The 20,391-nt window shown below is 68.4% G+C and carries 17 protein-coding genes; 3 read left to right on the top strand and 14 right to left on the bottom strand.

Annotated elements, in window-relative coordinates:
• Nucleotides 1-57 precede the first annotated feature (57 nt).
• From AC3WRV_RS03405 to AC3WRV_RS03395, 3 genes are read right to left on the bottom strand one after another with little or no spacing between them, the layout of a single operon-like run.
• A complete protein-coding gene (locus AC3WRV_RS03405; RefSeq protein WP_492312146.1) occupies nt 58-1,383 on the bottom strand; it encodes a trypsin-like peptidase domain-containing protein in 1,326 nt (441 codons plus the stop codon).
• A 28-nt stretch (nt 1,384-1,411) separates the two neighbouring features.
• Nucleotides 1,412-2,860, bottom strand: coding sequence for a HAMP domain-containing sensor histidine kinase (locus tag AC3WRV_RS03400; RefSeq protein ID WP_492312145.1), 1,449 nt, complete (start codon nt 2,858-2,860; stop codon nt 1,412-1,414).
• Between the two features lie 7 nt (nt 2,861-2,867).
• The gene (locus tag AC3WRV_RS03395; protein ID WP_291834580.1) at nt 2,868-3,680 is read right to left on the bottom strand and encodes a response regulator transcription factor; all 813 of its coding nucleotides are present in this window, start codon (nt 3,678-3,680) and stop codon (nt 2,868-2,870) included.
• Nucleotides 3,681-3,854: 174 nt separating this feature from the next.
• Here AC3WRV_RS03395 and AC3WRV_RS03390 point away from each other — a divergent pair, with 174 nt between their 5' ends.
• The gene (locus AC3WRV_RS03390) at nt 3,855-4,319 is read left to right on the top strand and encodes a nuclear transport factor 2 family protein (protein ID WP_492312144.1); all 465 of its coding nucleotides are present in this window, start codon (nt 3,855-3,857) and stop codon (nt 4,317-4,319) included.
• A gap of 62 nt (nt 4,320-4,381) precedes the next feature.
• Here the strand turns inward: AC3WRV_RS03390 and AC3WRV_RS03385 are convergent, their stop codons facing one another.
• Nucleotides 4,382-5,572 carry an acyl-CoA dehydrogenase gene (locus tag AC3WRV_RS03385; protein ID WP_291834585.1) on the bottom strand — a complete coding sequence of 397 codons (1,191 nt, stop codon included), beginning with the start codon at nt 5,570-5,572 and terminating at the stop codon, nt 4,382-4,384.
• A 138-nt stretch (nt 5,573-5,710) separates the two neighbouring features.
• Here AC3WRV_RS03385 and AC3WRV_RS03380 point away from each other — a divergent pair, with 138 nt between their 5' ends.
• Both AC3WRV_RS03380 and AC3WRV_RS03375 read left to right on the top strand, forming a co-directional pair.
• Nucleotides 5,711-5,977 carry a DUF6356 family protein gene (locus AC3WRV_RS03380; RefSeq protein ID WP_492312143.1) on the top strand — a complete coding sequence of 89 codons (267 nt, stop codon included), beginning with the start codon at nt 5,711-5,713 and terminating at the stop codon, nt 5,975-5,977.
• A gap of 29 nt (nt 5,978-6,006) precedes the next feature.
• Entirely contained in the window at nt 6,007-7,197 is a 1,191-nt protein-coding gene (locus AC3WRV_RS03375; protein ID WP_492312142.1) for a CaiB/BaiF CoA transferase family protein, read from the top strand.
• A gap of 23 nt (nt 7,198-7,220) precedes the next feature.
• Here AC3WRV_RS03375 and AC3WRV_RS03370 read toward each other — a convergent pair whose 3' ends face one another.
• The 10 genes from AC3WRV_RS03370 to AC3WRV_RS03325 all read right to left on the bottom strand — a co-directional run bounded on the left by AC3WRV_RS03370 (nt 7,221) and on the right by AC3WRV_RS03325 (nt 20,332).
• A complete protein-coding gene (locus AC3WRV_RS03370) occupies nt 7,221-7,520 on the bottom strand; it encodes a DUF1330 domain-containing protein (protein ID WP_492312141.1) in 300 nt (99 codons plus the stop codon).
• 24 nt (nt 7,521-7,544) lie between these two features.
• Nucleotides 7,545-7,982 carry a hypothetical protein gene (locus tag AC3WRV_RS03365; protein ID WP_492312140.1) on the bottom strand — a complete coding sequence of 146 codons (438 nt, stop codon included), beginning with the start codon at nt 7,980-7,982 and terminating at the stop codon, nt 7,545-7,547.
• 4 nt (nt 7,983-7,986) lie between these two features.
• Complete coding sequence (gene odhB, locus AC3WRV_RS03360) at nt 7,987-9,555, bottom strand: 2-oxoglutarate dehydrogenase complex dihydrolipoyllysine-residue succinyltransferase (protein WP_492312139.1); 1,569 nt, start codon at nt 9,553-9,555, stop codon at nt 7,987-7,989.
• 44 nt (nt 9,556-9,599) lie between these two features.
• Nucleotides 9,600-12,602, bottom strand: a complete 3,003-nt coding sequence (locus tag AC3WRV_RS03355; protein ID WP_492312138.1) for a 2-oxoglutarate dehydrogenase E1 component — start codon at nt 12,600-12,602, stop codon at nt 9,600-9,602.
• 228 nt (nt 12,603-12,830) lie between these two features.
• Nucleotides 12,831-13,103, bottom strand: coding sequence for a hypothetical protein (locus AC3WRV_RS03350; protein WP_492312137.1), 273 nt, complete (start codon nt 13,101-13,103; stop codon nt 12,831-12,833).
• A gap of 111 nt (nt 13,104-13,214) precedes the next feature.
• Complete coding sequence (gene sucD / locus AC3WRV_RS03345; protein ID WP_492312136.1) at nt 13,215-14,117, bottom strand: succinate--CoA ligase subunit alpha; 903 nt, start codon at nt 14,115-14,117, stop codon at nt 13,215-13,217.
• Nucleotides 14,118-14,138: 21 nt separating this feature from the next.
• Nucleotides 14,139-15,011, bottom strand: coding sequence for a glycosyltransferase family protein (locus tag AC3WRV_RS03340; RefSeq protein WP_492312135.1), 873 nt, complete (start codon nt 15,009-15,011; stop codon nt 14,139-14,141).
• A 50-nt stretch (nt 15,012-15,061) separates the two neighbouring features.
• Entirely contained in the window at nt 15,062-16,252 is a 1,191-nt protein-coding gene (gene sucC / locus AC3WRV_RS03335) for an ADP-forming succinate--CoA ligase subunit beta (protein WP_291836986.1), read from the bottom strand.
• A 214-nt stretch (nt 16,253-16,466) separates the two neighbouring features.
• On the bottom strand, nt 16,467-17,990 hold the full coding sequence (locus AC3WRV_RS03330) for a spinster family MFS transporter (RefSeq protein WP_291836984.1): 1,524 nt from the start codon (nt 17,988-17,990) through the stop codon (nt 16,467-16,469).
• 128 nt (nt 17,991-18,118) lie between these two features.
• Nucleotides 18,119-20,332 carry a TonB-dependent receptor gene (locus AC3WRV_RS03325; protein WP_291836982.1) on the bottom strand — a complete coding sequence of 738 codons (2,214 nt, stop codon included), beginning with the start codon at nt 20,330-20,332 and terminating at the stop codon, nt 18,119-18,121.
• Between the last annotated feature and the right edge of the window lie 59 nt (nt 20,333-20,391).

Genomic DNA, 20,391 nt, shown 5'->3' with positions numbered 1-20,391 from the left:
CCCTCCGGCCGAGCGGGCGTTTTGTTGTCCGGAGCAGGGTTCAGGCGTCGGCAGGCCTCAGGGCAGGGTGACCCGTTCCGTCTCGCCGCCACGCTGAACCGAGAGACGGCGCTCGCCGGTTCCGTCCAGCGCCCGCGCCAGACCCGACAGATCCGACACCGACCGTCCGTTGACCGACTGGATGATGTCGCCTGCCTGAAGGCCGGCGGCAGCGGCGGGCGAACCGCCCTCCACCGCGAAGACCTGCAGGCCGGTGGAGCCGTCGCGCACGCTGGCGCCGCGCGCCAGCACCACCTCGGCGCCGATGATGACCTGACGCTCGACCCGCGGCGTGACCGTCAGGGTGGCGCGGCCCTCGTGGCCGGCGCGCAGATAGACGACCTCGACCTGGGTCCCCGGTTCGGCGATGCCGATGGTGGCCTGGACGGTGCCGGCGTTGGAAACCGGGCGGTTCTGGATACGGGTGATGACGTCGCCGCGGCGCAGGCCCGCGCTCTCGGCCGACGAGCCCGGGGTCACGTCCTCGACCACGGCGCCGCGCACGATGCCCAGGCCGAAGTCCCGCGAACGGGCGGCGTTCAGCGAGCCGAGGATGGCGCCGGTCGTGCCGCGCTTGACCTCGCCCGTCGTGCGCAGCTGCTCCACGACATACATCATGATCCGGCTGGGCACGGCGAAGGCGATGCCGTCATTGCCGCCGCCGCCGCCCGACAGGATGGAGGTATTGATGCCGATCAGCCGTCCCCGGCTGTCCAGCAGCGGTCCGCCGGAGTTGCCCGAGTTCACGGCCGCGTCGGTTTGGATGTAGTCCTCGATCCGGTCGCCCATGCCCGAACGGCCCAGGCCCGAGATGACGCCCATGGTCAGGGTCTGGTCGAGCCCCAGCGGGTAGCCGACCGCGAAGGCAAGGTCGCCGGTGCGCAGGGTGTCGGAACTGGCCACCTCGATCTGCGACAGGCCCGGGGCGATGATCTTCAGCACCGCGATGTCGGTGGCCTTGTCCGCCCCGATCAGGACGGCGTCGAAGATCCGGCCGTCGGTCAGATCGACGGTGAATTTCCGTCCGCCCTCGACCACGTGATTGTTGGTGACGACGATGCCCTCGGCCGCGTCGAGCACGGCGCCCGAGCCGCTGGCCATCGGGCGGGGTTCGTTGTCGCCGGAGCTGGGACCTTCGGACTGGCCCAGGGTGGTCACCTGCACCACGGCGGGCAGGGCGCGTTCCAGGTCGGTGGCGAAGGTGAAGACGCCGCGCTCGGCGTCATAGGGCAGCGACTGCGGCTGGGCCGTCTGGGCCCAAGCGGGCGCGGCGATCAGCAGGGGTGCGGCGAGCGCGAGGGCCAGCACGGAGACTCCGCCGGTCCGAGAAATGATGCGCCGCATGCCGTATCCCTTGTTCTGGACCGTGACCCTAGCGCGAGAAATGCGCCGTGACGACAGCTCCCGGCGCGGCGTCATCAATCGTCATGGATGCGCCGTGCCGTTTCAGGATGGCCCGCACGAAGGCCAGTCCCATGCCGTGGCTCTCGCGGCCCTCGGCCGAGGCGGCGGCGACGCTGGCGGCGTCACCCGCGCCGCCGCCCCGGAAGCCCGGGCCCTGGTCGGCGACCGAGAAGCGGGGCCGCCCCTCACTCGCCGAGACGGCCAGGGTGACGACGCCGTCGTCCGGCGAATACTTGACCGCATTGTCCACCAGATTGGCCACGGCCCGCTGCAGCAGACTGCGCACGCCCAGCACCTCGACCGGCTCGACCTCGATCCGGATCGACACGCCGCGCAGCTCGGCCAGCGGTTCGTAGAGCTCGGCCGCCTGACGGGCCAGGGTGTCCAGGCGCACGGGCTCGAACGACCAGGCCTCGCCGTCGCGCAGCGCCATGGCCTCGTTCATCGCCCGTGTCAGTTCGTTCAGGTCGGCGCGCGCCTCATTGACCAGGCGGCGGGCCTCGGGCGTCTCCGCCGTCTCGGCCAACCGCTCCAGCCGGGCCGAGGCGCGCGCCAGGGGCGTGCGGAAATCATGCGCCAGCTGGTCGGCGGAATCGCGCAGCCAGGCCAATAGCTCCTCAAGCCGGTCCAGGGTGCTGTTCACATGGCCCGACAGCTCGGTCAGCTCGGGCGCGACCTCGGTCTCGGGCGCGCGTTCGGAGAAGTCGCCGACCGCCGCGCGGTCCAGCGCCTTGCTGACCCGGGCCACGGCGCTGGTCAGGCGGCGGCGAGCAAAGGTGGCGGCGCTCAGGCCGATGGCGAGCAGCAGTCCCCCCGCCCCGATCACCGCCGCCACCGCCCAGCCCCAGGCGTCGCCCGAGGCGTCCACGACGCGGCCCACGGCGATGTCCAGCGCCCCGACCGAACGCTTGACCACCACCACCTCGACGGCGCGCGCCGGGCACAGGACGCCGCGCCCCAGCCGCATCACATAGACGTCGGCGCCCAGCCGGGGCGACCGCTCGCCACGCAGGCTTTCAAGCTCCGACAGGCCCGCCGGCTTGCCGACCGGCGCACGGATGAAGCGCACCCCCGCGCCGCCCCGGCCGGTACGGCAGGTCTCCTCCAGCGTCCGCGCCTCGCGTTCGCGGGCCGGGCCGTTCTGGAAGGCGGTCAGCCAGTTGGACAGATAGACCGCGTCGGCCGGGCTCAGCGTATCCCCGGTCATGCCTTCCACGCCCAGCTTGGAGGCCATGGCGCCGTAGTCGTCGAGCGCGGCCAGGGCGGCCTTCTGGCGCTGGTCCATGCGCACCGCGGCGCTGGTCACCGCCAGCGACCCGGTCAGGGCCAGGGCGGACAGGACGGCGATTCCCGCCGCCAGCTGGGTGGTCGTGCGCCGCCCCAGCCAGGCCCTGATGCGGCGGAACGGGCCGGTCACGGCGATCTCAGCCCGTCCAGTCGGACAGGTCGCGGAACACCAGGCTCTGGCTGCGCGCCGAGACGATCAGCGGATGCAGGTCGTCGCCCAGTTCGGACGCCTGTTCCTTCAGCCGTCGGCGCAGGGCGCTGATGCGGGCGTCGATGATGTTGACGAAATTGTCGGGCAGGAAATTCCACTCCACCCAGCACCGGTCCCACAGCATGGTCTTGGTCACCGGCTGGCCGCGCGCGGTCATCAGCTCGCAGACGATGGCGAATTCCAGCGGCGACAGGTCGATGGTGCGCGACGTCGCCCCCAGCTCCAGCTTCACCGTGCGCGCGCCGAACGACAGGCGGATGGGTCCGTTGACCAGATCGGCGTTCACGGGTTTCGCCCGGCGGGCGGCGCGGCGCAGCTGGGCGGCGATGCGCGCCAGCAGTTCCTCGTCCCCCACCGGCTTGGCCACATAGTCGTCGGCGCCCTCCAGCAGGCCCTCGACCTTCTGCCGTTCGCCGCCCAGGGCCGTCAGCATCAGGGCGGGCGCATCGGACGACGGCCCGTTGGAGGCGCGCAGGCGCTTCAGCGTCTCCAGGCCGTCCATCCCGGCGGTCAGGCGGTCGAGGATCAGCACGTCATAGGGCCGGGCCGCCGCCGCCTCGAGCGCGGTCTCGCCCCGGTCGACCCGATCCACCCGCTCGAAGCCGGCGCGCAGCAGCCGTTCGGCGACATGTTCGGACAGGTCCGGATCATCCTCGAGCAACAGGGCGGCGCGGCCCGCAAAGACCTCGCGCAGCCGGGCGAAAGGGTCCTCGCCCGCGATCACTGGTTCTCCGTCCATCAGCCGCCTCCCGTCGCCGAACGATAGGACGTTGAAGCCGAATGACAAAGCTCGCCGGTCCCAACCGCCACCGTGCACGCGCGCGAGCGGACGCGGGGCTGATTCTTCCTGATCGAACGGCGATTGCCGGTCCGGCGGCGCATGCTACCGTTCCGCCCTGTTCGGAGGGATCCCATGCTCGTCGCCACCGCTCTCGCGCTTTCGCTTCAGGCCGCCCCGGCGGGCGCCGTCGATCCCGCCTCGCCCGAAGGCGCCGCGGTGATGGCGCCCGTGAACGCCGTCTTCGCGGCGCTCGCCGCCCGCGACGGCCAGGCGATCCTGCCCCACGTCGATCAGAACGGCCGGATCACCGTCGTGGTGGATCGCGTCGACGGCGCACGCCGCGTCGGTACGCCGACCTGGGCGGAATTCACCAGCGGCCTGACCGCGGGCCCGGAGCGGTTCGAGGAGCAGATGCCCAACCCGACCGTGGCCATCGACGGCAATATCGCCACAGTCTGGGGCCGCTATGTCTTCAAGATCGACGGCCAGACCAGCCACTGCGGCGTCAACCATTTCGACCTGATCCGCCGCAACGACGCGTGGACCATCGTCAACCTGACCTGGAGCCAGCGCACCACGGGCTGCGAGGCGCTGTAGGCCCGACCAAAGGTCGCCCTCGCGCCCAAGCAGCGAGCGAGCGCGTCGCGAGCGATAGCGCCCTAGAAAGCGCTCTCGCCCGTGATGGCCCGGCCCAGGATCAGCGCGTGGACGTCGTGGGCGCCCTCGTAGGTGTTGACCGTCTCCAGGTTCATGGCGTGGCGCATGACGTGCATCTCGCCCGTGATCCCGGCGCCGCCGTGCATGTCGCGGGCCTCGCGGGCGATGGCCAGGGCCTTGCCGCAGTTGTTGCGCTTCATCATCGAGATGGCTTCCGGGACCCAGTCGCCGGCGTCCAGGCGGCGGCCCAGGGCCAGCGCGCCCTCGAAGCCGAGGAAGATCTCGGTCTGCATGTCGGCCAACTTCTTCTGCACCAGCTGGCGGGCGGCCAGCGGGCGGCCGAACAGCATGCGCTCGGCGACATAGCCGCGGGTCAGGTGGAAGCAGGCCTCGGCCGCGCCCATCGCGCCCCAGGAGATGCCGTAGCGGGCCTTGTTCAGGCAGGAGAACGGGCCGCGCAGGCCCTTCACGCCCGGCAGCAGGTTCTCTTCCGGCACGAAGACGTCGTTCAGGCCGATGTCGCCGGTGACCGAGGCGCGCAGGGACAGCTTGTCGCCGATCTTGTCGGTGGTGAAGCCGTCGAAGCCGCGCTCGACGATGAAGCCGCGGATGACGTCGTCCAGCTTGGCCCAGACAATGGCCAGGTCGCTGATAGGGCTGTTGGTGATCCAGTATTTCGCGCCGTTCAGGCGGTAGCCGCCGTCGACCTTGACCGCCTTGGTCTTCATCGAGGCCGGGTCCGACCCGCCGTCGGCCTCGGTCAGGCCGAAGCAGCCGATCAGCTCGCCGGCCGCCATCCTCGGGAGGAAACGAAGTTTCTGCTCTTCCGAGCCGAAGGCGTAGATTGGGTACATGGCCAGCGACGACTGCACCGACATGGCCGAGCGGTAGCCCGAATCGACCGCCTCGATCTCGCGCGCGATCAGGCCGTAGGCCACATGGCTGGCGCCCGCGCCGCCGTACTGTTCCGGCAGGGTGGCCCCCAGGAAGCCCATCTCGCCCATCTCGGTCATGATCGAGCGGTCGAAGGTCTCGTCCCGGAAGGCGGCGACCACGCGCGGCAGCAGCTTCTCGCGGGCGTAGGCCCGGGCCGCCTCCTGGATCATCCGCTCGTCGTCGGTCAGCCGCCCGTCCAGATCCAGCGGATCGTCCCAGCGGAAGGTCTTTTGATGAGCGCTGACGCCGTCGGCCATTCTAATCTTCCCAGTAGCGGTGCGGGGTTCAGGTGATCGTGAGGATCCGTGACGATCAGCCCCCTGTTCTGGGCTGCGGTTTAGGCCAGAATGGCGGCGACGGGTAGAGGGAGCGCCCGTCGCAGGCTATGCAGGGACATGACCCGAACGCTGAAACAACTGTTCGCCGATCACCCGAGAGAGGTGGGCGAGGGCTATTTTGAGCATATGGCGCACTCGGCGAGCTTCGGCTTCAAGCTGGCGCGGCTGTCGGCGACCGCCTTCGTGCACGCGATGGTGCCCGGGGTTCACAAGACGACCGTCTCGGACGAGATCAAATGCATGGCCCGCGACATGGGCGGCCGCGCCGAAGAGGCCCGCGAGTGCCGCATGCGCGATGCCGGCGTCTGGGACGTGGGTTTGTAGGCTCGCCGGCCAACGGCTAAGCAGGGGCCATGACCCAAGGCCCCCTCTCCGGCGTTCGCGTTCTCGATCTCAGCCGCGTGCTGGCCGGTCCATGGGCGACACAGACCCTGGCGGACCTCGGGGCCGAGGTGATCAAGATCGAGCGGCCCGGCGTCGGCGACGACACCCGCCAGTGGGGTCCGCCCTTCACCACCAGAACCGACGGATCCAGGGGCGACGCCGCCTATTTCCTGTGCGCCAACCGGGGCAAGAAGTCGGTCGAGCTGGACATCGCCAGCCCCGAGGGCGCCGCCGCCGTGCGCGACCTGGCCAGGACCAGCGACGTGGTGGTCGAGAATTTCAAGACCGGCGGCCTGCGCAAATACGGCCTCGACTACGCCGGCCTGTCGGCGGTCAATCCGAAGCTGGTCTACTGCTCCATCACCGGCTTCGGTCAGGACGGGCCGGACGCCCACCGGGCCGGCTACGACTATATGATCCAGGCCATGGGCGGGCTGATGTCGATCACCGGCCAGCCGGACGGCGCGCCCGGCGCCGAGCCGATGAAGGTCGGGGTGGCGGTCGTGGACCTGTTCACGGGCCTGTACGCCTCCAACGCCATCCTGGCCGCCCTGATGCACGCCCGGGCCAGCGGCGAGGGCCAGCACGTCGACATCGCCCTGTTCGACGTCCAGGCGGCCATGCTGGCCAATCAGGCGGCCAACTACTTCGTCTCCGGCAGGGCGCCGACGCGGATGGGCAACGCCCACCCCAACCTGGCCCCCTACCAGCCCTTCCCCTGCGCGGACGGCATGGTGGTCATCGCGGTCGGCAATGACGGCCAGTTCCGCGCCCTATGCCTGGCGCTGGGCGTCGAGGGCATGGGGACGCAGGCGCGCTTCGCGACCAATGCCGCCCGCATCGAGCACCGCACGGACCTGACCGCCGAGCTTGCCGCCCTGACCGCGCCGCACAGCATGAAGGCCCTGATGGCCATGCTGGAAGCGGCGGGCGTGCCCTGCGGCCCGGTCAACACCATCGATCAGGTCTTCGACGAGCCCCAGGCCAGGCATCGCGGGCTAGCGGTCGAGCAGACCCGCGCCGATCTGGCCGGTCCGGTCCGCACCGTCGCCTCGCCGATCCGCATGTCCAGGACGCCCGTCCGCTACGACCTGCCGCCGCCGGCGCTGGGGGCCGATACGGACGCGGTGCTGGGGACGCGAGGCTCGCGGGAGACCTGATCGCCCGCCGGGGGTGAGCCGGTTCAGTCCTCCGGGATCGCCTCGATGATCCGCAGGTCGCGGATCGCCGCGTCCCCCAGAACGCGCAGCGCCTCCTGATAGGCCGGGCTATCATGGGTCGCGATCGCCTGTTCGACGCTTTCGAACTCGATCAGCGTGGTGCGCTCGACCACGCCTGATTCAAACGCCGCGGCCGGGGTTCCGCGCGCCAGGAACCGCCCGCCGCCCTGCCGCATCGCCGGCCCCGCCAGCTTGATGTAGGCCTCAAGCCGCGCGGGGTCGCTGATCGAGCGGAAGGTGTTGATCCAGTAGGCCTTGGCCATCGCATATGTCCTTCGCGTGGAGCGTCAGTAGCCCCCCGGGTCTCCGCCCATCATCGTGAGGATGCAGCCGGCCAGCGGAAAGACCACGAAGAACAGGACGACCACGACGACCCCCGCCTTCTTGGCGTGGCGCATCACACCCTGGACTTCATGCTCGTCCAGTTCCCCGACCTTGCCAGGCGTATGGTCCAGCATCCATTCGCCGGTCGTTTCCGCCTCGTCCGCGAATTCGCCGGCGCGCATTCGGGCGATCACCTGCCGCGCTTCGACGATCCGAGCGGATTCCGTCGCCACCCGGACGCCGCCCAGGCCGATCAGCATGTCCGGGTTCATGGTCGCCATGTCACGGTCAGGCAGCCAGGCCTCTATCCCGTGCCGCCGGAGCATGGTGACCGCCAGTTCCGCCTCCGGAAGGGTGGAGAAACGGGCGACCTCGAGAATGTCCCGGACCGCCCAGGTCACGTTGTCAGAGATCCAGCAGCGCGCGCGCCGGGTCTTCCAGCAGATCCTTCACGCGGACCAGGAAGGTCACGGCTTCCTTGCCGTCGACGATGCGGTGATCGTAGCTGAGGGCCACGTACATCATCGGGCGGATCTTCACCTCGCCGTTGATGGCCATCGGGCGCTGCACGATGTTGTGCATGCCCAGGATGCCCGACTGCGGCGCGTTCAGGATCGGCGTCGACATCAGCGAGCCGTAGGTGCCGCCGTTGGTGATGGTGAAGGTGCCGCCCTGCAGCTGGTCCAGGGTCAGGTGGCCGTCGCGGGCCGCCTTGCCCAGATCGCCGATGCCCTTCTCGATGCCGGCCAGCGACAGGGCGTCGGCGTCGCGCAGCACCGGCACGACCAGGCCCTTGTCGGTGCCGACGGCCACGCCGATGTCGTAGTGGTTCTTGTAGATGATGTCCGTGCCGTCGATCTCGGCGTTGACCGACGGGATCTCCTTCAGGGCCGCGACGACGGCCTTGGTGAAGAAGGACATGAAGCCCAGCTTCACGCCGTGGCGCTTCTCGAACACGTCCTTGTACTGGGCCCGCAGCGCCATGATGTTCGTCATGTCCACCTCGTTGAAGGTGGTCAGCTGGGCGGCGGTGTTCTGCGATTCCTTCAGGCGGCGGGCGATGGTCTGACGCAGGCGCGTCATCTTCACCCGCTCCTCGCGCGGCTGGTCGGCGCGCGGGGCGGCGGCGGGAACCGGGGCCGACGGCGCCGGAGCGGCCTGCGGAGCGGCGGCCCCGATGGCGGCCAGGGCGTCGCCCTTGGTGATGTTGCCCTTCGGGCCGGTGGCCTCGATGGCCTTCGGATCGAGGTTGTTCTCGGTCACCACGCGCTGGACGGCGGGCGACAGGTGCGGGGCGTCGCCCGAGGACGCGGAAGCGAACTGGGCCGAGCCGCTGTTGGCCGGAGCCGCGGCGGCCGGAGCGGCGGCGGGGACATCGCCCGAGGCGGCGATCGAGCCGATCTGCTGGCCCGGCGTGACGGTGGCGCCCGAGTCGGCGAGGATGGTCAGCACGCCGGCGGCCGGGGCCGACACCTCGACGGCGACCTTGTCGGTCTCGATCTCGACCAGCAGTTCGTCCTTGGCGACCGTGTCGCCGGACTTCTTCAGCCAGGTTCCCATCGAGCCTTCGGCGACGCTTTCACCCATGGTCGGGGTGGAGATCGGCACGACGCCGCCCGAGGCGGCGGGCGCCGGAGCCGGAGCCGGAGCGGCGGCGGGCGTCTCTGCGGCCGGGGCGGCTTCGGTCTTGGGCGCTTCGGCGGCCGGAGCGGCGGCGACGGCAGGGGCGGGGGCGCTCGCGCCTTCCGACACCACGCCCAGCACGGCGTTCGGGGTGACCGTGTCGCCTTCGGCGAACTTGATCTCGGCCAGCACGCCGTCGGCGGGCGAAACGACTTCCAGCGAGACCTTGTCGGTCTCCAGCTCGACCAGGACCTCGTCCTTCTTCACCGGATCACCGGCCTTCTTCGTCCACTTGCCGATGGTGGCTTCGGTGACGGATTCGCCGAGGGCGGGGGTGAGGATGTCGGCCATGGTCGGGTCCAGGTCTCGTTCAGATCAGAAGTGCGGCTACGCTATCAGGCGAAGGCGTCGGTCAGGAAGGCGTCGAGTTCTTTCAGGTGCCGGCTCATGAGGCCCGCGGCGGTCGAGGCCGAGGCCGGACGACCGACGTAGCGGGCCCGCTTGGCCTTCACGTCCAGTTTTTCGAGCGTCAGTTCGATCCACGGATCGACGAAAGTCCAGCCGCCCATGTTCTTCGGCTCTTCCTGACACCAGACCAGTTCGGCGTTCGGGAAGCGGGCCAGTTCGGTCATCATCGACTTCATCGGCCACGGATAGAACTGCTCCAGACGCAGCAGATAGACGTCGTCGATCCCGTCGCGCTCGCGGCGGTCCAGCAGGTCGTAATAGACCTTGCCCGAGCACAGGACGACGCGGCGGATGTCCTTGTCGGCCTTGATCTTGACGCCGGCCACCTCCGGACGCGTCTGGGCGTCGTCGTGCAGCACACGGTGGAAGGAGCTGCCCTCCGCCATGTCCGCCAGGGTCGAGACCGCCTTCTTGTGACGCAGCAGCGACTTGGGCGTCATCATGATCAGCGGCTTGCGGAACGGCCGGTGCATCTGACGACGCAGGATGTGGAAATAGTTGGCCGGGGTCGTGCAGTTGGCGACCTGCATGTTGTCTTCGGCGCAGGCCTGCAGGAAGCGCTCCAGACGGGCCGACGAGTGCTCGGGGCCCTGCCCTTCGTAGCCGTGCGGCAGCAGCATGGTCAGGCCGCACATGCGCAGCCATTTGCGTTCGCCCGACGAGATGAACTGGTCGATCACCACCTGGGCGCCGTTCACGAAGTCGCCGAACTGGGCTTCCCACATGACCAGCGTGTTCGGGTCGGACAGGGCGTAGCCGTATTCGAAGCCCAGCACCGCCTCTTCCGACAGGGCCGAGTCGATGACCTCGAAATGGGACTGCTTGTCCGACAGGTTGTTCAGCGGGACGTAGCGCTTCTCGGTCGTCTGATCGACGATGCCCGAATGGCGCTGCGAGAAGGTGCCGCGCACCGAATCCTGGCCTGACAGGCGGACCGGGAAGCCCTCTTCCAGCAGCGACCCGAAGGCCAGGCTCTCGGCCGTGGCCCAGTCGATGTTTTGGCCGGACGTGATCATCTCGCGGCGGCCGTCGATGACGCGCTTCAGCGTCTTGTGGATGTCGACGGCGTTCGGGATGGTCGTCAGACGGTGCCCGATGTCGGACAGCTTGGCCAGCGGGACAGCGGTCTCGCCGCGGCGCTCATCGCCTTCGGCCAGGCCGATGCCGGTCCACTGACCGTCCAGCCAGTCGGCCTTCTTGGCCTCGAAGGCCTTGCCGGCGTCGAACTCGGCGTCGAGGAAGGCCTCGAAGCGCGCGACCTCGGTGTCGATCTCGGCCTGGGTGACCACGCCTTCCTTGACCAGGCGCGCGGCGTAGATCTCGCGCGTCGAGGGCAGGGCGCGGATCTTCGAATACATCAGCGGCTGGGTGAAGGTGGGGTCGTCGCCTTCGTTGTGGCCGAAGCGGCGGTAGCAGAACATGTCCACCACCGCGTCCTTGTGGAATTTCTGGCGGTATTCGGTGGCCACCTTGGAGGCGAAGACGACCGCTTCCGGATCGTCCCCGTTCACGTGGAAGATCGGAGCCTGGACCATCAGCGCCACATCCGACGGATAGGGCGACGAGCGCGAGTTGCGCGGGCTGGTGGTGAAGCCGATCTGGTTGTTGATCACGAAATGCAGGGTGCCGCCGGTGCGGTAGCCCTTCAGCCCCATCAGGGCGAAACATTCCGCCACCACGCCCTGGCCGGCGAAGGCGGCGTCGCCGTGGATCAGCAGCGGCACGACCTTGGAACGGTCCAGCGCCCACTCTTCCTCGGGCTTGCCGACGTTGGCCTCGCGGATGTCGAAGGCCTGCTTGGCGCGCGCCTTGCCCAGGACGACCGGGTTGACGATCTCCAGGTGCGAGGGGTTGGCGGTCAGCGACAGGTGGACGGTGTTGCCGTCGAACTCGCGGTCCGAGCTGGCGCCCATGTGATATTTGACGTCGCCCGAACCCTCGATGTCCGAAGGCACGGTCGAGCCGCCCTGGAACTCGTGGAAGATGGCGCGATAGGGCTTGCCCATCACCGCGGCGAGCGTGTTCAGGCGGCCGCGGTGGGCCATGCCCAGCACGATCTCGTCGACGCCCAGCGACCCGCCGCGCTTGATGACCTGCTCCAGCGCCGGGACCATGGCCTCGCCGCCGTCCAGGCCGAAGCGCTTGGTGCCGGGGAACCGCTTGTGCAGGAAGCGCTCGAAGCCCTCGGCCTCGATCAGCTTGTTCAGGATCGCCAGCTTGCCTTCCTTGGAGAAGGCGTTCTGCTCGAACTTGTCCGGCCCCTCGAAGCGCTGCTGGAGCCAGGACTTCTCCTCCGGCTCGGCGATGTGCATGAACTGGATGCCGATGTTGCCGCAGTAGGTGCGGCGCAGGATGGCCAGCACCTCGCGGATGCTGCCGGTCTGCAGGCCCAGGACGCCGTCCAGGAAGATCGGACGGTCCATGTCGGCGGCGGTGAAGCCGTAGAATTCGGGAGTCAGCTCGGGGTTGTTCACCGGCTGCTCGATGCCCAGCGGATCCAGCGTCGCCTGCAGGTGGCCGCGCACGCGGTAGCTGCGGATCAGCATCAGGGCGCGGATCGAATCGTGGGCGGCGGCGCGGATCTCGTCCGCCGAGGCGGCAGGCGCGGCGGCGGCCGGAGCTGCGGCGGCGACAGGCGCGCCGGGCTTCTTCGGATCGGGCTTGGGCGCCGGCCAGCGACCGTCGAACACGGCCTCGGCTTCGGTCGGTTCGCTGGTGATCGGACGGCCCCAGCCGCCCGCGGCGCCGGCGGCCTTCACCTGCTCGGCGTTGTCGCGCAGCTGGTCGAAGAAGGCGCGCCACTCAGCGGACACGGAGGCGGGATTGTCGGCCCACTTCTCGTGAAGGTCCTCGATAAACGAGGCATTGGAGCCATACAGGAAGCTGGTCTCGGCAAAGACCTGGTTCAGCCGACCGGCATCGTCCGCCATCGTTCTCGTCAGTCCCTTGAAGCGCGCGCGCACGTCTGCGCGGAGGCGACGGCGCTCATATAGGCGCTGTTTCCTTATGGGTCATGACCGAATAGCGGCGCTAGGGTCGAATTTCGCTGAAATCGGGTGAAATTCGCCCGCGTCATGCCCCATGAGTGAGACATCGGCCGGCGTCCGCCACGCCGACCCGGTCATCGAACCGCGCCGACGTGGCCTGACGTCAGTTCGTTATTCGTAGATGGCGCCGTTGTCGGTGCAGGTCCCGATGCGCACGCGCACCTCGTACTGGGTCACCTGGCCGTCGGGATATTGCGTCACCCCGGCCCAGCCGTTGTAGCAGACCCCCTGCCACGAGCCGACCTGCTCGGTGAGGGTGGCGTCGCTGTAGTACAGATAGCTGTACAGCGGCTCGGACAGGGCGACCGCGGGGCCGGCTGCGGCGCCGACGAAGACGGCGACCGACGCGGCGACGGCCGACAGGAGCTTGAGACGAATCGTCATGGGAACCTCCGAACTCGCCCTCCGGATGAGGGCGTCGGACGTTCGCCTATTGCGCGAGATCGAGTCAACCGGTGCGAGCATCCGGCCCAAGCCGGATGCTCGCCGGAAGGATCAGCCTTTCAGGACTTCCACCAGGGTCGTGCCCAGGCGCGCCGGCGACGGCGACACGCGGATGCCCGCGGCCTCCATGGCGGCGATCTTGGATTCCGCGTCGCCCTTGCCGCCCGAGACGATGGCGCCGGCGTGACCCATGGTGCGGCCCTTGGGCGCGGTGCGGCCCGCGATGAAGCCGGCCATCGGCTTCTTGCGGCCCTTCTTGGCCTCGTCGATCAGGAACTGGGCGGCTTCTTCTTCCGCGCCGCCGCCGATCTCGCCGATCATGATGATCGAGGTCGTCTCGGGGTCGGCCAGGAACAGCTCCAGCACGTCGATGAACTCGGTGCCCTTGACCGGGTCGCCGCCGATGCCGACCGCCGTAGTCTGGCCCAGGCCTTCGTTCGTGGTCTGGAACACCGCCTCATAGGTCAGGGTGCCCGAACGCGACACGATGCCGACGTTGCCCTTCTTGAAGATCGAGCCCGGCATGATGCCGATCTTGCACTCTTCCGGGGTCAGGACGCCCGGGCAGTTCGGGCCCAGCAGGCGCGACTTCGACTTCTCCAGGCGGGCCTTCACGCGCACCATGTCCAGCACCGGGATGCCCTCGGTGATGCAGGTGATGAAGGGGATCTCGGCGTCGATGGCCTCGATGATGGCGTCCGCGGCGCCCGCCGGCGGCACGTAGATGACCGAGGCGTCGGCGCCGGTGGCGTCCTTGGCTTCAGCGACCGTGGCGAAGATCGGCAGGGTCTCGCCTTCCGACCCGTGCCACAGCTCGCCGCCCTTCTTGGGGTGGATGCCGCCGACCATCTTGGTCCCGTAGTAGCGAAGCGCCTGCTCGGTGTGGAAGGTGCCGGTCTTGCCGGTCAGGCCCTGGACGAGGACCTTGGTGTCTTTGTTGACGAGGATGGACATCTGAAGGCTCTCTCTGGACGGTCAAATCGTTTGGTTGTTTGGAATGATCAGGTTGAGGCAGCGAAGGACGAAGGTCTGGAAGCCGCTGACCACGTAGATTCGCCGGAACAGCTCGGCCTCGGCGCCCAGGCGGCGCGCCCGGTCATAGAGCGCTGATTGCAGGCGTCGCTTGCGGCCCATCTCCCAGGTGTCCTGGACCGCCAGCCGCCGGTCCCACTTGCCGCGCCATTGCTCCAGGCTGATGGCGTCGTAATGGGCCAGAAGCAGCGTCTTGGCCACGGCGGCCGACAGGGGCGCGCCGCCGCGCTTGGATTCGTGGATGCAGATCTCGACGCCGGGAAGGCCGGCCCGGACCGCATGCTTGCCCATGTCGTGGCCGAGCAGACCCTGGGTGAAGAAGCCGCCGCAGCCCGGATAGAGCAGATAGGGCAGGACCGAGCTGAAGGGGCGTCCATAGGATCGTCTGAAGAAGGCCGCCCCATACTCCTGGGACAGATCGTGCTGGTCGCTGTAGACCGCCTCGACGGTGCGGAAGATGACGGATTCCCGATCCGAAGCCGTCGACGCCAGCAGGTCGCCGATCGACCCCTCGCCCAGGATGAACTCGTCGATATCGACCACCAGAAGCCAGTCGGACGCCGTCTGGCGGTAGGCGAGATCGTAGACGGCCCTCTGCCGGTCCTCGACGCTTTCGGGACGTGAAACGCCCAGATCGCGCCAGAAGCCCTCGTCGCAAGCGATGACCTCGGCGCCTTCAAAGTCCCCCGCCAGCGCCGTTTCCCCGTCGAAGAAGACGCGGATGCGATCCGCGCCTCTGCGGCGGTAGTGGGCGACAAAGGTGCTGATGTGCCGCTCCGGCGCCAGCGCCATCGCGACCACTTCGAACTTGGCCAAGGCCTCTCTCCAACCGGCCCCCGATGCTCAGGGACGGTAAGCGAATGAACTCAACCGACCGCCGCGACGATCTTCTGGGCGGCGTCGTCCAGGTCGTCGGCCGCGGTGATGGCCAGGCCCGACTCGTTCAGGATGGCCTTGCCTTCCTTCACGTTGGTGCCTTCCAGGCGAACGACCAGCGGCACCTTCAGGCCCACTTCCTTCACCGCCGCGACCACGCCCTCGGCGATGACGTCGCAGCGCATGATGCCGCCGAAGATGTTGACCAGGATGCCCTTCACGTTGGGGTCGGCCGTGATGATCTTGAAGGCCGCGGTGACCTTCTCCTTCGAGGCGCCGCCGCCGACGTCCAGGAAGTTGGCCGGCTCCTTGCCGTACAGCTTGATGATGTCCATCGTCGCCATGGCCAGGCCGGCGCCGTTGACCATGCAGCCGATGTCGCCGTCCAGGGCGACGTAGGCCAGGTCGTACTTGGACGCCTCGATCTCCTTGGCGTCTTCCTCGGTCTCGTCGCGCAGCGCCTTGATGTCCTCGTGGCGGAACAGGGCGTTGCCGTCGAAGCTGACCTTGGCGTCCAGCACCCGCAGGTGGCCGTCGGTCATGACGATCAGCGGATTGACTTCCAGCATGGCCATGTCGGTCTCGACGAAGGCCTTGTACAGGATCGGGAACAGCGACTTGCCGTCCTCGGCCGCCGCGCCCGTCAGGCCGTAGGCGGTGTTGATCTTGGCCACGTCGGCGTCGGTGACGCCGGTGTTCGGATCGATGACCAGGGTGACGATCTTCTCGGGCGTGTCGTGGGCGACCGCCTCGATGTCCATGCCGCCCTCGGTCGAGACGACGAAAGCGATGCGGCCATGGTCGCGATCGACCAGGATCGACAGGTACAGCTCGCGATCGATGTCGGCGCCGTCCTCGATGTACAGGCGGTTGACCTGCTTGCCCGCGTCGCCGGTCTGGGCAGTCACCAGGGTGTTGCCCAGCATTTCCTTGGCGTTGGCCACGACCTCTTCGATCGAGCGGGCCAGGCGGACGCCGCCCTTGGCGTCGGGACCCAGTTCCTTGAACTTGCCCTTGCCGCGCCCGCCGGCGTGGATCTGGCTCTTCACGACATAGAGCGGACCCGGCAGCTGCCGCGCCGCGGCCTCGGCCTCGTCGGCGCTGGTGATGGCGACGCCGGCCGCGACCGGTGCGCCGAAGCCCTTCAGGACCTGTTTGGCCTGATACTCGTGAATGTTCATGGGGAGGACCGCTGCCTGGAAAACGTGGGGCGCTTATAGGACCCCCACGTTCGCAGGTGCAACCGTCACGCCGCGTCAGCCGGCGCGGCGGGGCGTTTTCCCTAGACCATTTTTGCTTCAGGTCGCTTCGACCTGAATCCAAAAAATGGTCCAGCATCAAACTGGTGCGAAATCTGAGCCGAGTTGGACTGCGTCCAACTCAACCGATTTCGCTCTAGTCCACCCAGTCCTTCTTGAGTGTCCGCGACGCGCCGATCAGCAGGAAGGCGGCCAGGATGTAGAAGCCCATGCCGGTGTAGATCGCCCAGCGCAGGCTCTCGTCGCCGAACTGCGGACGCAGCAGGTCGCTCATCCAGCCGAAGTAGAAGAAGCCGACGGCCAGGCCGAGCAGGTTGTTGATCAGCAGGAACAGGGCCGAGGCCGTCGAACGCATCGGGGCCGGGGCCAGATGCTGGACCGCCGCCGTGATCGGACCCAGCCAGGCCAGGTTCAGGCCGGTGGGGATCAGGAAGATGAAGAAGGCCAGGGTCAGCTGTTGCACCTGGGTGCCGCCCCCCGGAATGAACTGGCCGATCAGCCACGGCGAGTTCATCGCCAGCACGAAGCAGGGCGCCGAGATCAGGAAGGCGATGGCCGGGACCAGCGGATAGGCGCCCTTGCCGCGCTTCGCCAGCTTGTCCGCGATCATGCCGCCGCCCCAGATGCCCAGCAGGCCGCCGATCAGGGCGACGCCGGAATAGTACCAGCTGGTCTGGCCCAGGGTCAGGCCGAAGCTGCGCATCATGAACAGCGGCAGCCAGCCGGCGACGCCGTAGCCGCAGACCGAGGACGACGCCGCCCCCAGCGCCAGCAGCCAGAAGCTGCGCTTGGGGATCAGGACCGAGGCTGTCGAGCGGGCGACAAACAGCGAGGCGCCGATGGCGATGGCCAGCAGGCCGCCGAAGGCGAACAGCAGGGTCGAGGTCCCGCCGGTGAAGTGCGAGATGGCGGCCGCGACGAGGGCGGCTGCGCCCAGGACCAGCATGATCTGGGCGGCGCGCATCCCGGCGCGGGCCGAGCCCGGCGCGGCGGGCGTGGCGTCAGCCAGCGGATCCACGATCTTGGCCGCGTCGGTCGCGCCGCGTTTCGGATTGCGCACGGTCAACAGCAGCACGGGCGCCACGATCAGGCCCAGCAGGCCCACGGCGATGAAGGCGGTCTGCCAGCCGTAGGCCACGGCCACCAGGCCCCCGATCAGGGTGCCGGCCGCGGTGCCCAGCGGAATGCCGAAGGCGAAGGCCGCCAGGGCGCGGGCCCGCTGGTGCGGCGGGAAGTAGTCGGCGATCAGGGAATAGGCCGGGGCCACGCCGCCCGCCTCGCCCACGCCCACGCCCATGCGGAACAGGAACAGCTGGGTGAAGGAGCCGGCGACGCCGCACAGGGCGGTGAAGCCCGACCAGACCGCCAGGGCGCCGGTCATGATCCAGACGCGGCTGAACCGGTCGGCCAGCCAGGCCAGGGGAATGGCGAGGGTCGAATAGACCGAGGCGAAGGCGATGCCGCCCAGCAGTCCGAACTGGGTGTCCGACATGGCGAAATGCGCCTTCAGCGGCGCGGCCAGGATGCCGATGATCTGCCGATCCAGGAAGTTCAGCATGTAGACCAGGATCAGGACCGCCAGCACATAGTAGCGGTAGCCCCCCTTGGCCGGCGGCTGGGCGGCCGTCGGTTCCGGGACCGGGGCGTCGGTGGCGGTCATGGCGTTTCCCTCGACTTGTATTTTTCTTTGAACGAACCGTAGCGGCGCCGTCGGCGGGCGCCAGAAGAAAAGGGCGGCGGCTCGTCAGAACCGCCGCCCTTGATCGGAACCGATCAGGCTTCAGAGGGTCAGAACTTGAACTGAACCGTGGCGGTCACCGTCTGCGGCGGGCCGTAGTAGCCGATCAGCGAGTTGTCGAACGTCGCGCCCGCGAAGTTGTAGGCGCCGACGCGGTATTCCTCGTCGGTCAGGTTCTTGCCGTACAGGCCGACCGTGAAGCGGTCGCTCGGATCGGTCCAGACCACCGACAGATCGACCAGGCTGTAGGCCTGCTGGTCGAGGACCGGGTTCGGGAACTCGAACTGGCTGTAGTCGCCGCGGTAGGAGATCGACGGCGTCACCGCCAGCTCGCCGCCCGCCACGTCGCCGATCCAGGTGAAGCCGAGGTAGCCGGTCCATTCCGGCGCGTTCTGCAGCACGACCTGGCTGGAGATGTCCTCGTATTTCGCGGTCGTCAGGTTGTAGCGGAGGAACTCTTCGAAGTCGGAGTGCAGATAGCCGATCGCGAAGTTGGCGGTCAGGTTGTCGAGGATCCGCAGGCGGCCTTCCAGTTCGGCCCCGTAGAAGGTGGACGAGCCGACGTTGTCGACGAACGAGGCGATGCCGCCCACCGCCGGAACCTGGGTCGTCACCTGCTGGTCGTTGTACTCGTTGTAGAAGATCGACGAGGCGAACGAGAGCCGGCTGAGCGAACCCTTCAGGCCGATCTCGTAGGAGTCGACCGTTTCGGGATTGTAGCCGTTGACCGTGTCCGGCGTCAGGATCGCGTCGCCGCGCATGTCGAAGCCGCCCGACTTGAAGCCCCGCGAGAACGAGGCGTAGGTCGTCAGGTCGTCCGTCAGGTCATACGACAGGGCCACCTTCGGGGTGAACTGGTCGAAGTCCTTGGTGCGCCGATAGTCGGTGCGCAGCAGGGTCGGCGCGCGGGCCGTGCCGCCCAGCAGCGGGCTGCGGGTCGCGCCTGCGTAGTTGGCCCGGAACACGCGGCCGGTCTTCTCGTCCAGCGTATAGCGGCCGCCCAGCGACAGGTGCAGCCGGTCGGTCAGGTCCAGGTTCACGTCCGCGAAGAAGGCGTAGCTGGTCGTGTCGACATAGCCGGAGGTCCCGATCACGAACTGGCTCGCCACCGGCAGCAGGGGGTTGCCGACGATGGTGTCGAACGCGCCCTCCGCATGGCCGTCCAGGTAGAAGAAGCCCATCACGCCCTGGATGCGGTCGTAGTTGAACAGGAACTGGAACTCCTGGGTGATCTGGTCGTCCGAATAGTAGGCGGGGATGTCCAGCGTCGGCGCGGGGGTGTTGTCGAAGTCGATGACGGTGTCCGTGTCGCCTTCGCGCCAGGCGCTGATCGACTTGAACGTCCAGTGGTCGTTGACGTCGATCTGGATCGTGGCGGACAGGCCTTGGTTCATCACCGAGTTGTTGTCGCCGATGCCTGCGTAGGTGTCGTAGACGCTGCCGGGAACGCCCGAGTTCGGAGTCGCGCCGGCCACTTCGCGGTGGCCGTGGCGGGGGTTCGAGTCGTCCTCGGTGCGGTCGTAGGCCAGACGGATCTGGACGTCCTCGCGCGGTTCCCATTCGGCGCTCAGCCGGCCGGCCAGCACGTCCTTGTTGTAGTGCTCGGCGCCGGTGTTCAGATTCGTGCCGTAGCCGTCGCGCTGATAGCTGGCGATGGCCCCGCCGACGCGGAAATTGTCGGCCAGCGGCAGGCTGCCCATGGCCAGAAGGTCGGTCTGATTATAGCTGCCGTAGGACCCGCGCAGCGTCAGTTCCGGATCGGCGGACAGGCGCGAGGTGACGTATTTGACCGCGCCGCCGACGGTGTTGCGGCCGTACAGCGAGCCCTGCGGGCCGCGCAGGACCTCGATGCGCTGCACATCATAGATGTCCAGCACCGCGCCCTGAGGACGGGCGACATAGACGTCGTCGACGTACAGGCCGACGCCGGGCTCGAAGCCCCAGAGCGGATCCTGCTGGCCGATGCCGCGGATGAAGGAGATCAGCGTCGAGTTCGAGCCGCGGGCGACCTGAACGGTGGCGTTCGGCGTCTGCTGCTGCAGGGCCGTGATGTCGGCGGCGCCAGTCTGTTCCAGGCGTTCGGCGCCGATGGCCGAGACCGAGATCGGCACATCCTTCAGCGCTTCATCGCGGCGACGCGCCGAGACGACGACTTCGTCCAGCGTCGACGCCCCGTCCTGGGGGACGTCCTGCGCCATGGCCATGGTCGAGAGCGCGCTCCAGGCGGCCCCCGCGAGCAAGGCGGTTTTCACGAGTCTGTTCATTTGCAGCCCCAATCCCTGATGTTTCCGGTGCAGACGCATTTATTCAGCGTTCAATGATT

The sequence above is a fragment of the Brevundimonas sp. EU05-FHT14B11 genome, from assembly GCF_058790835.1.
The sequence above is the reverse complement of the archived record's forward strand: the minus strand, read 5'-3'. Positions and strand labels throughout refer to the sequence as shown.

What these genes read in the sequence shown, in the direction of transcription:
- AC3WRV_RS03390 (WP_492312144.1), top strand. Translation starts at nt 3,855, where the DNA reads ATGCTCGTCGCCACCGCTCTCGCGCTTTCGCTTCAGGCCGCCCCGGCG.
- AC3WRV_RS03325 (WP_291836982.1), bottom strand. Translation starts at nt 20,332, where the DNA reads ATGAACAGACTCGTGAAAACCGCCTTGCTCGCGGGGGCCGCCTGGAGC.
- AC3WRV_RS03355 (WP_492312138.1), bottom strand. Translation starts at nt 12,602, where the DNA reads ATGGCGGACGATGCCGGTCGGCTGAACCAGGTCTTTGCCGAGACCAGC.
- AC3WRV_RS03370 (WP_492312141.1), bottom strand. Translation starts at nt 7,520, where the DNA reads ATGGCCAAGGCCTACTGGATCAACACCTTCCGCTCGATCAGCGACCCC.
- AC3WRV_RS03330 (WP_291836984.1), bottom strand. Translation starts at nt 17,990, where the DNA reads ATGACCGCCACCGACGCCCCGGTCCCGGAACCGACGGCCGCCCAGCCG.
- sucC (WP_291836986.1), bottom strand. Translation starts at nt 16,252, where the DNA reads ATGAACATTCACGAGTATCAGGCCAAACAGGTCCTGAAGGGCTTCGGC.
- AC3WRV_RS03405 (WP_492312146.1), bottom strand. Translation starts at nt 1,383, where the DNA reads ATGCGGCGCATCATTTCTCGGACCGGCGGAGTCTCCGTGCTGGCCCTC.
- AC3WRV_RS03375 (WP_492312142.1), top strand. Translation starts at nt 6,007, where the DNA reads ATGACCCAAGGCCCCCTCTCCGGCGTTCGCGTTCTCGATCTCAGCCGC.
- odhB (WP_492312139.1), bottom strand. Translation starts at nt 9,555, where the DNA reads ATGGCCGACATCCTCACCCCCGCCCTCGGCGAATCCGTCACCGAAGCC.
- AC3WRV_RS03395 (WP_291834580.1), bottom strand. Translation starts at nt 3,680, where the DNA reads ATGGACGGAGAACCAGTGATCGCGGGCGAGGACCCTTTCGCCCGGCTG.
- AC3WRV_RS03350 (WP_492312137.1), bottom strand. Translation starts at nt 13,103, where the DNA reads ATGACGATTCGTCTCAAGCTCCTGTCGGCCGTCGCCGCGTCGGTCGCC.
- AC3WRV_RS03380 (WP_492312143.1), top strand. Translation starts at nt 5,711, where the DNA reads ATGACCCGAACGCTGAAACAACTGTTCGCCGATCACCCGAGAGAGGTG.
- sucD (WP_492312136.1), bottom strand. Translation starts at nt 14,117, where the DNA reads ATGTCCATCCTCGTCAACAAAGACACCAAGGTCCTCGTCCAGGGCCTG.
- AC3WRV_RS03385 (WP_291834585.1), bottom strand. Translation starts at nt 5,572, where the DNA reads ATGGCCGACGGCGTCAGCGCTCATCAAAAGACCTTCCGCTGGGACGAT.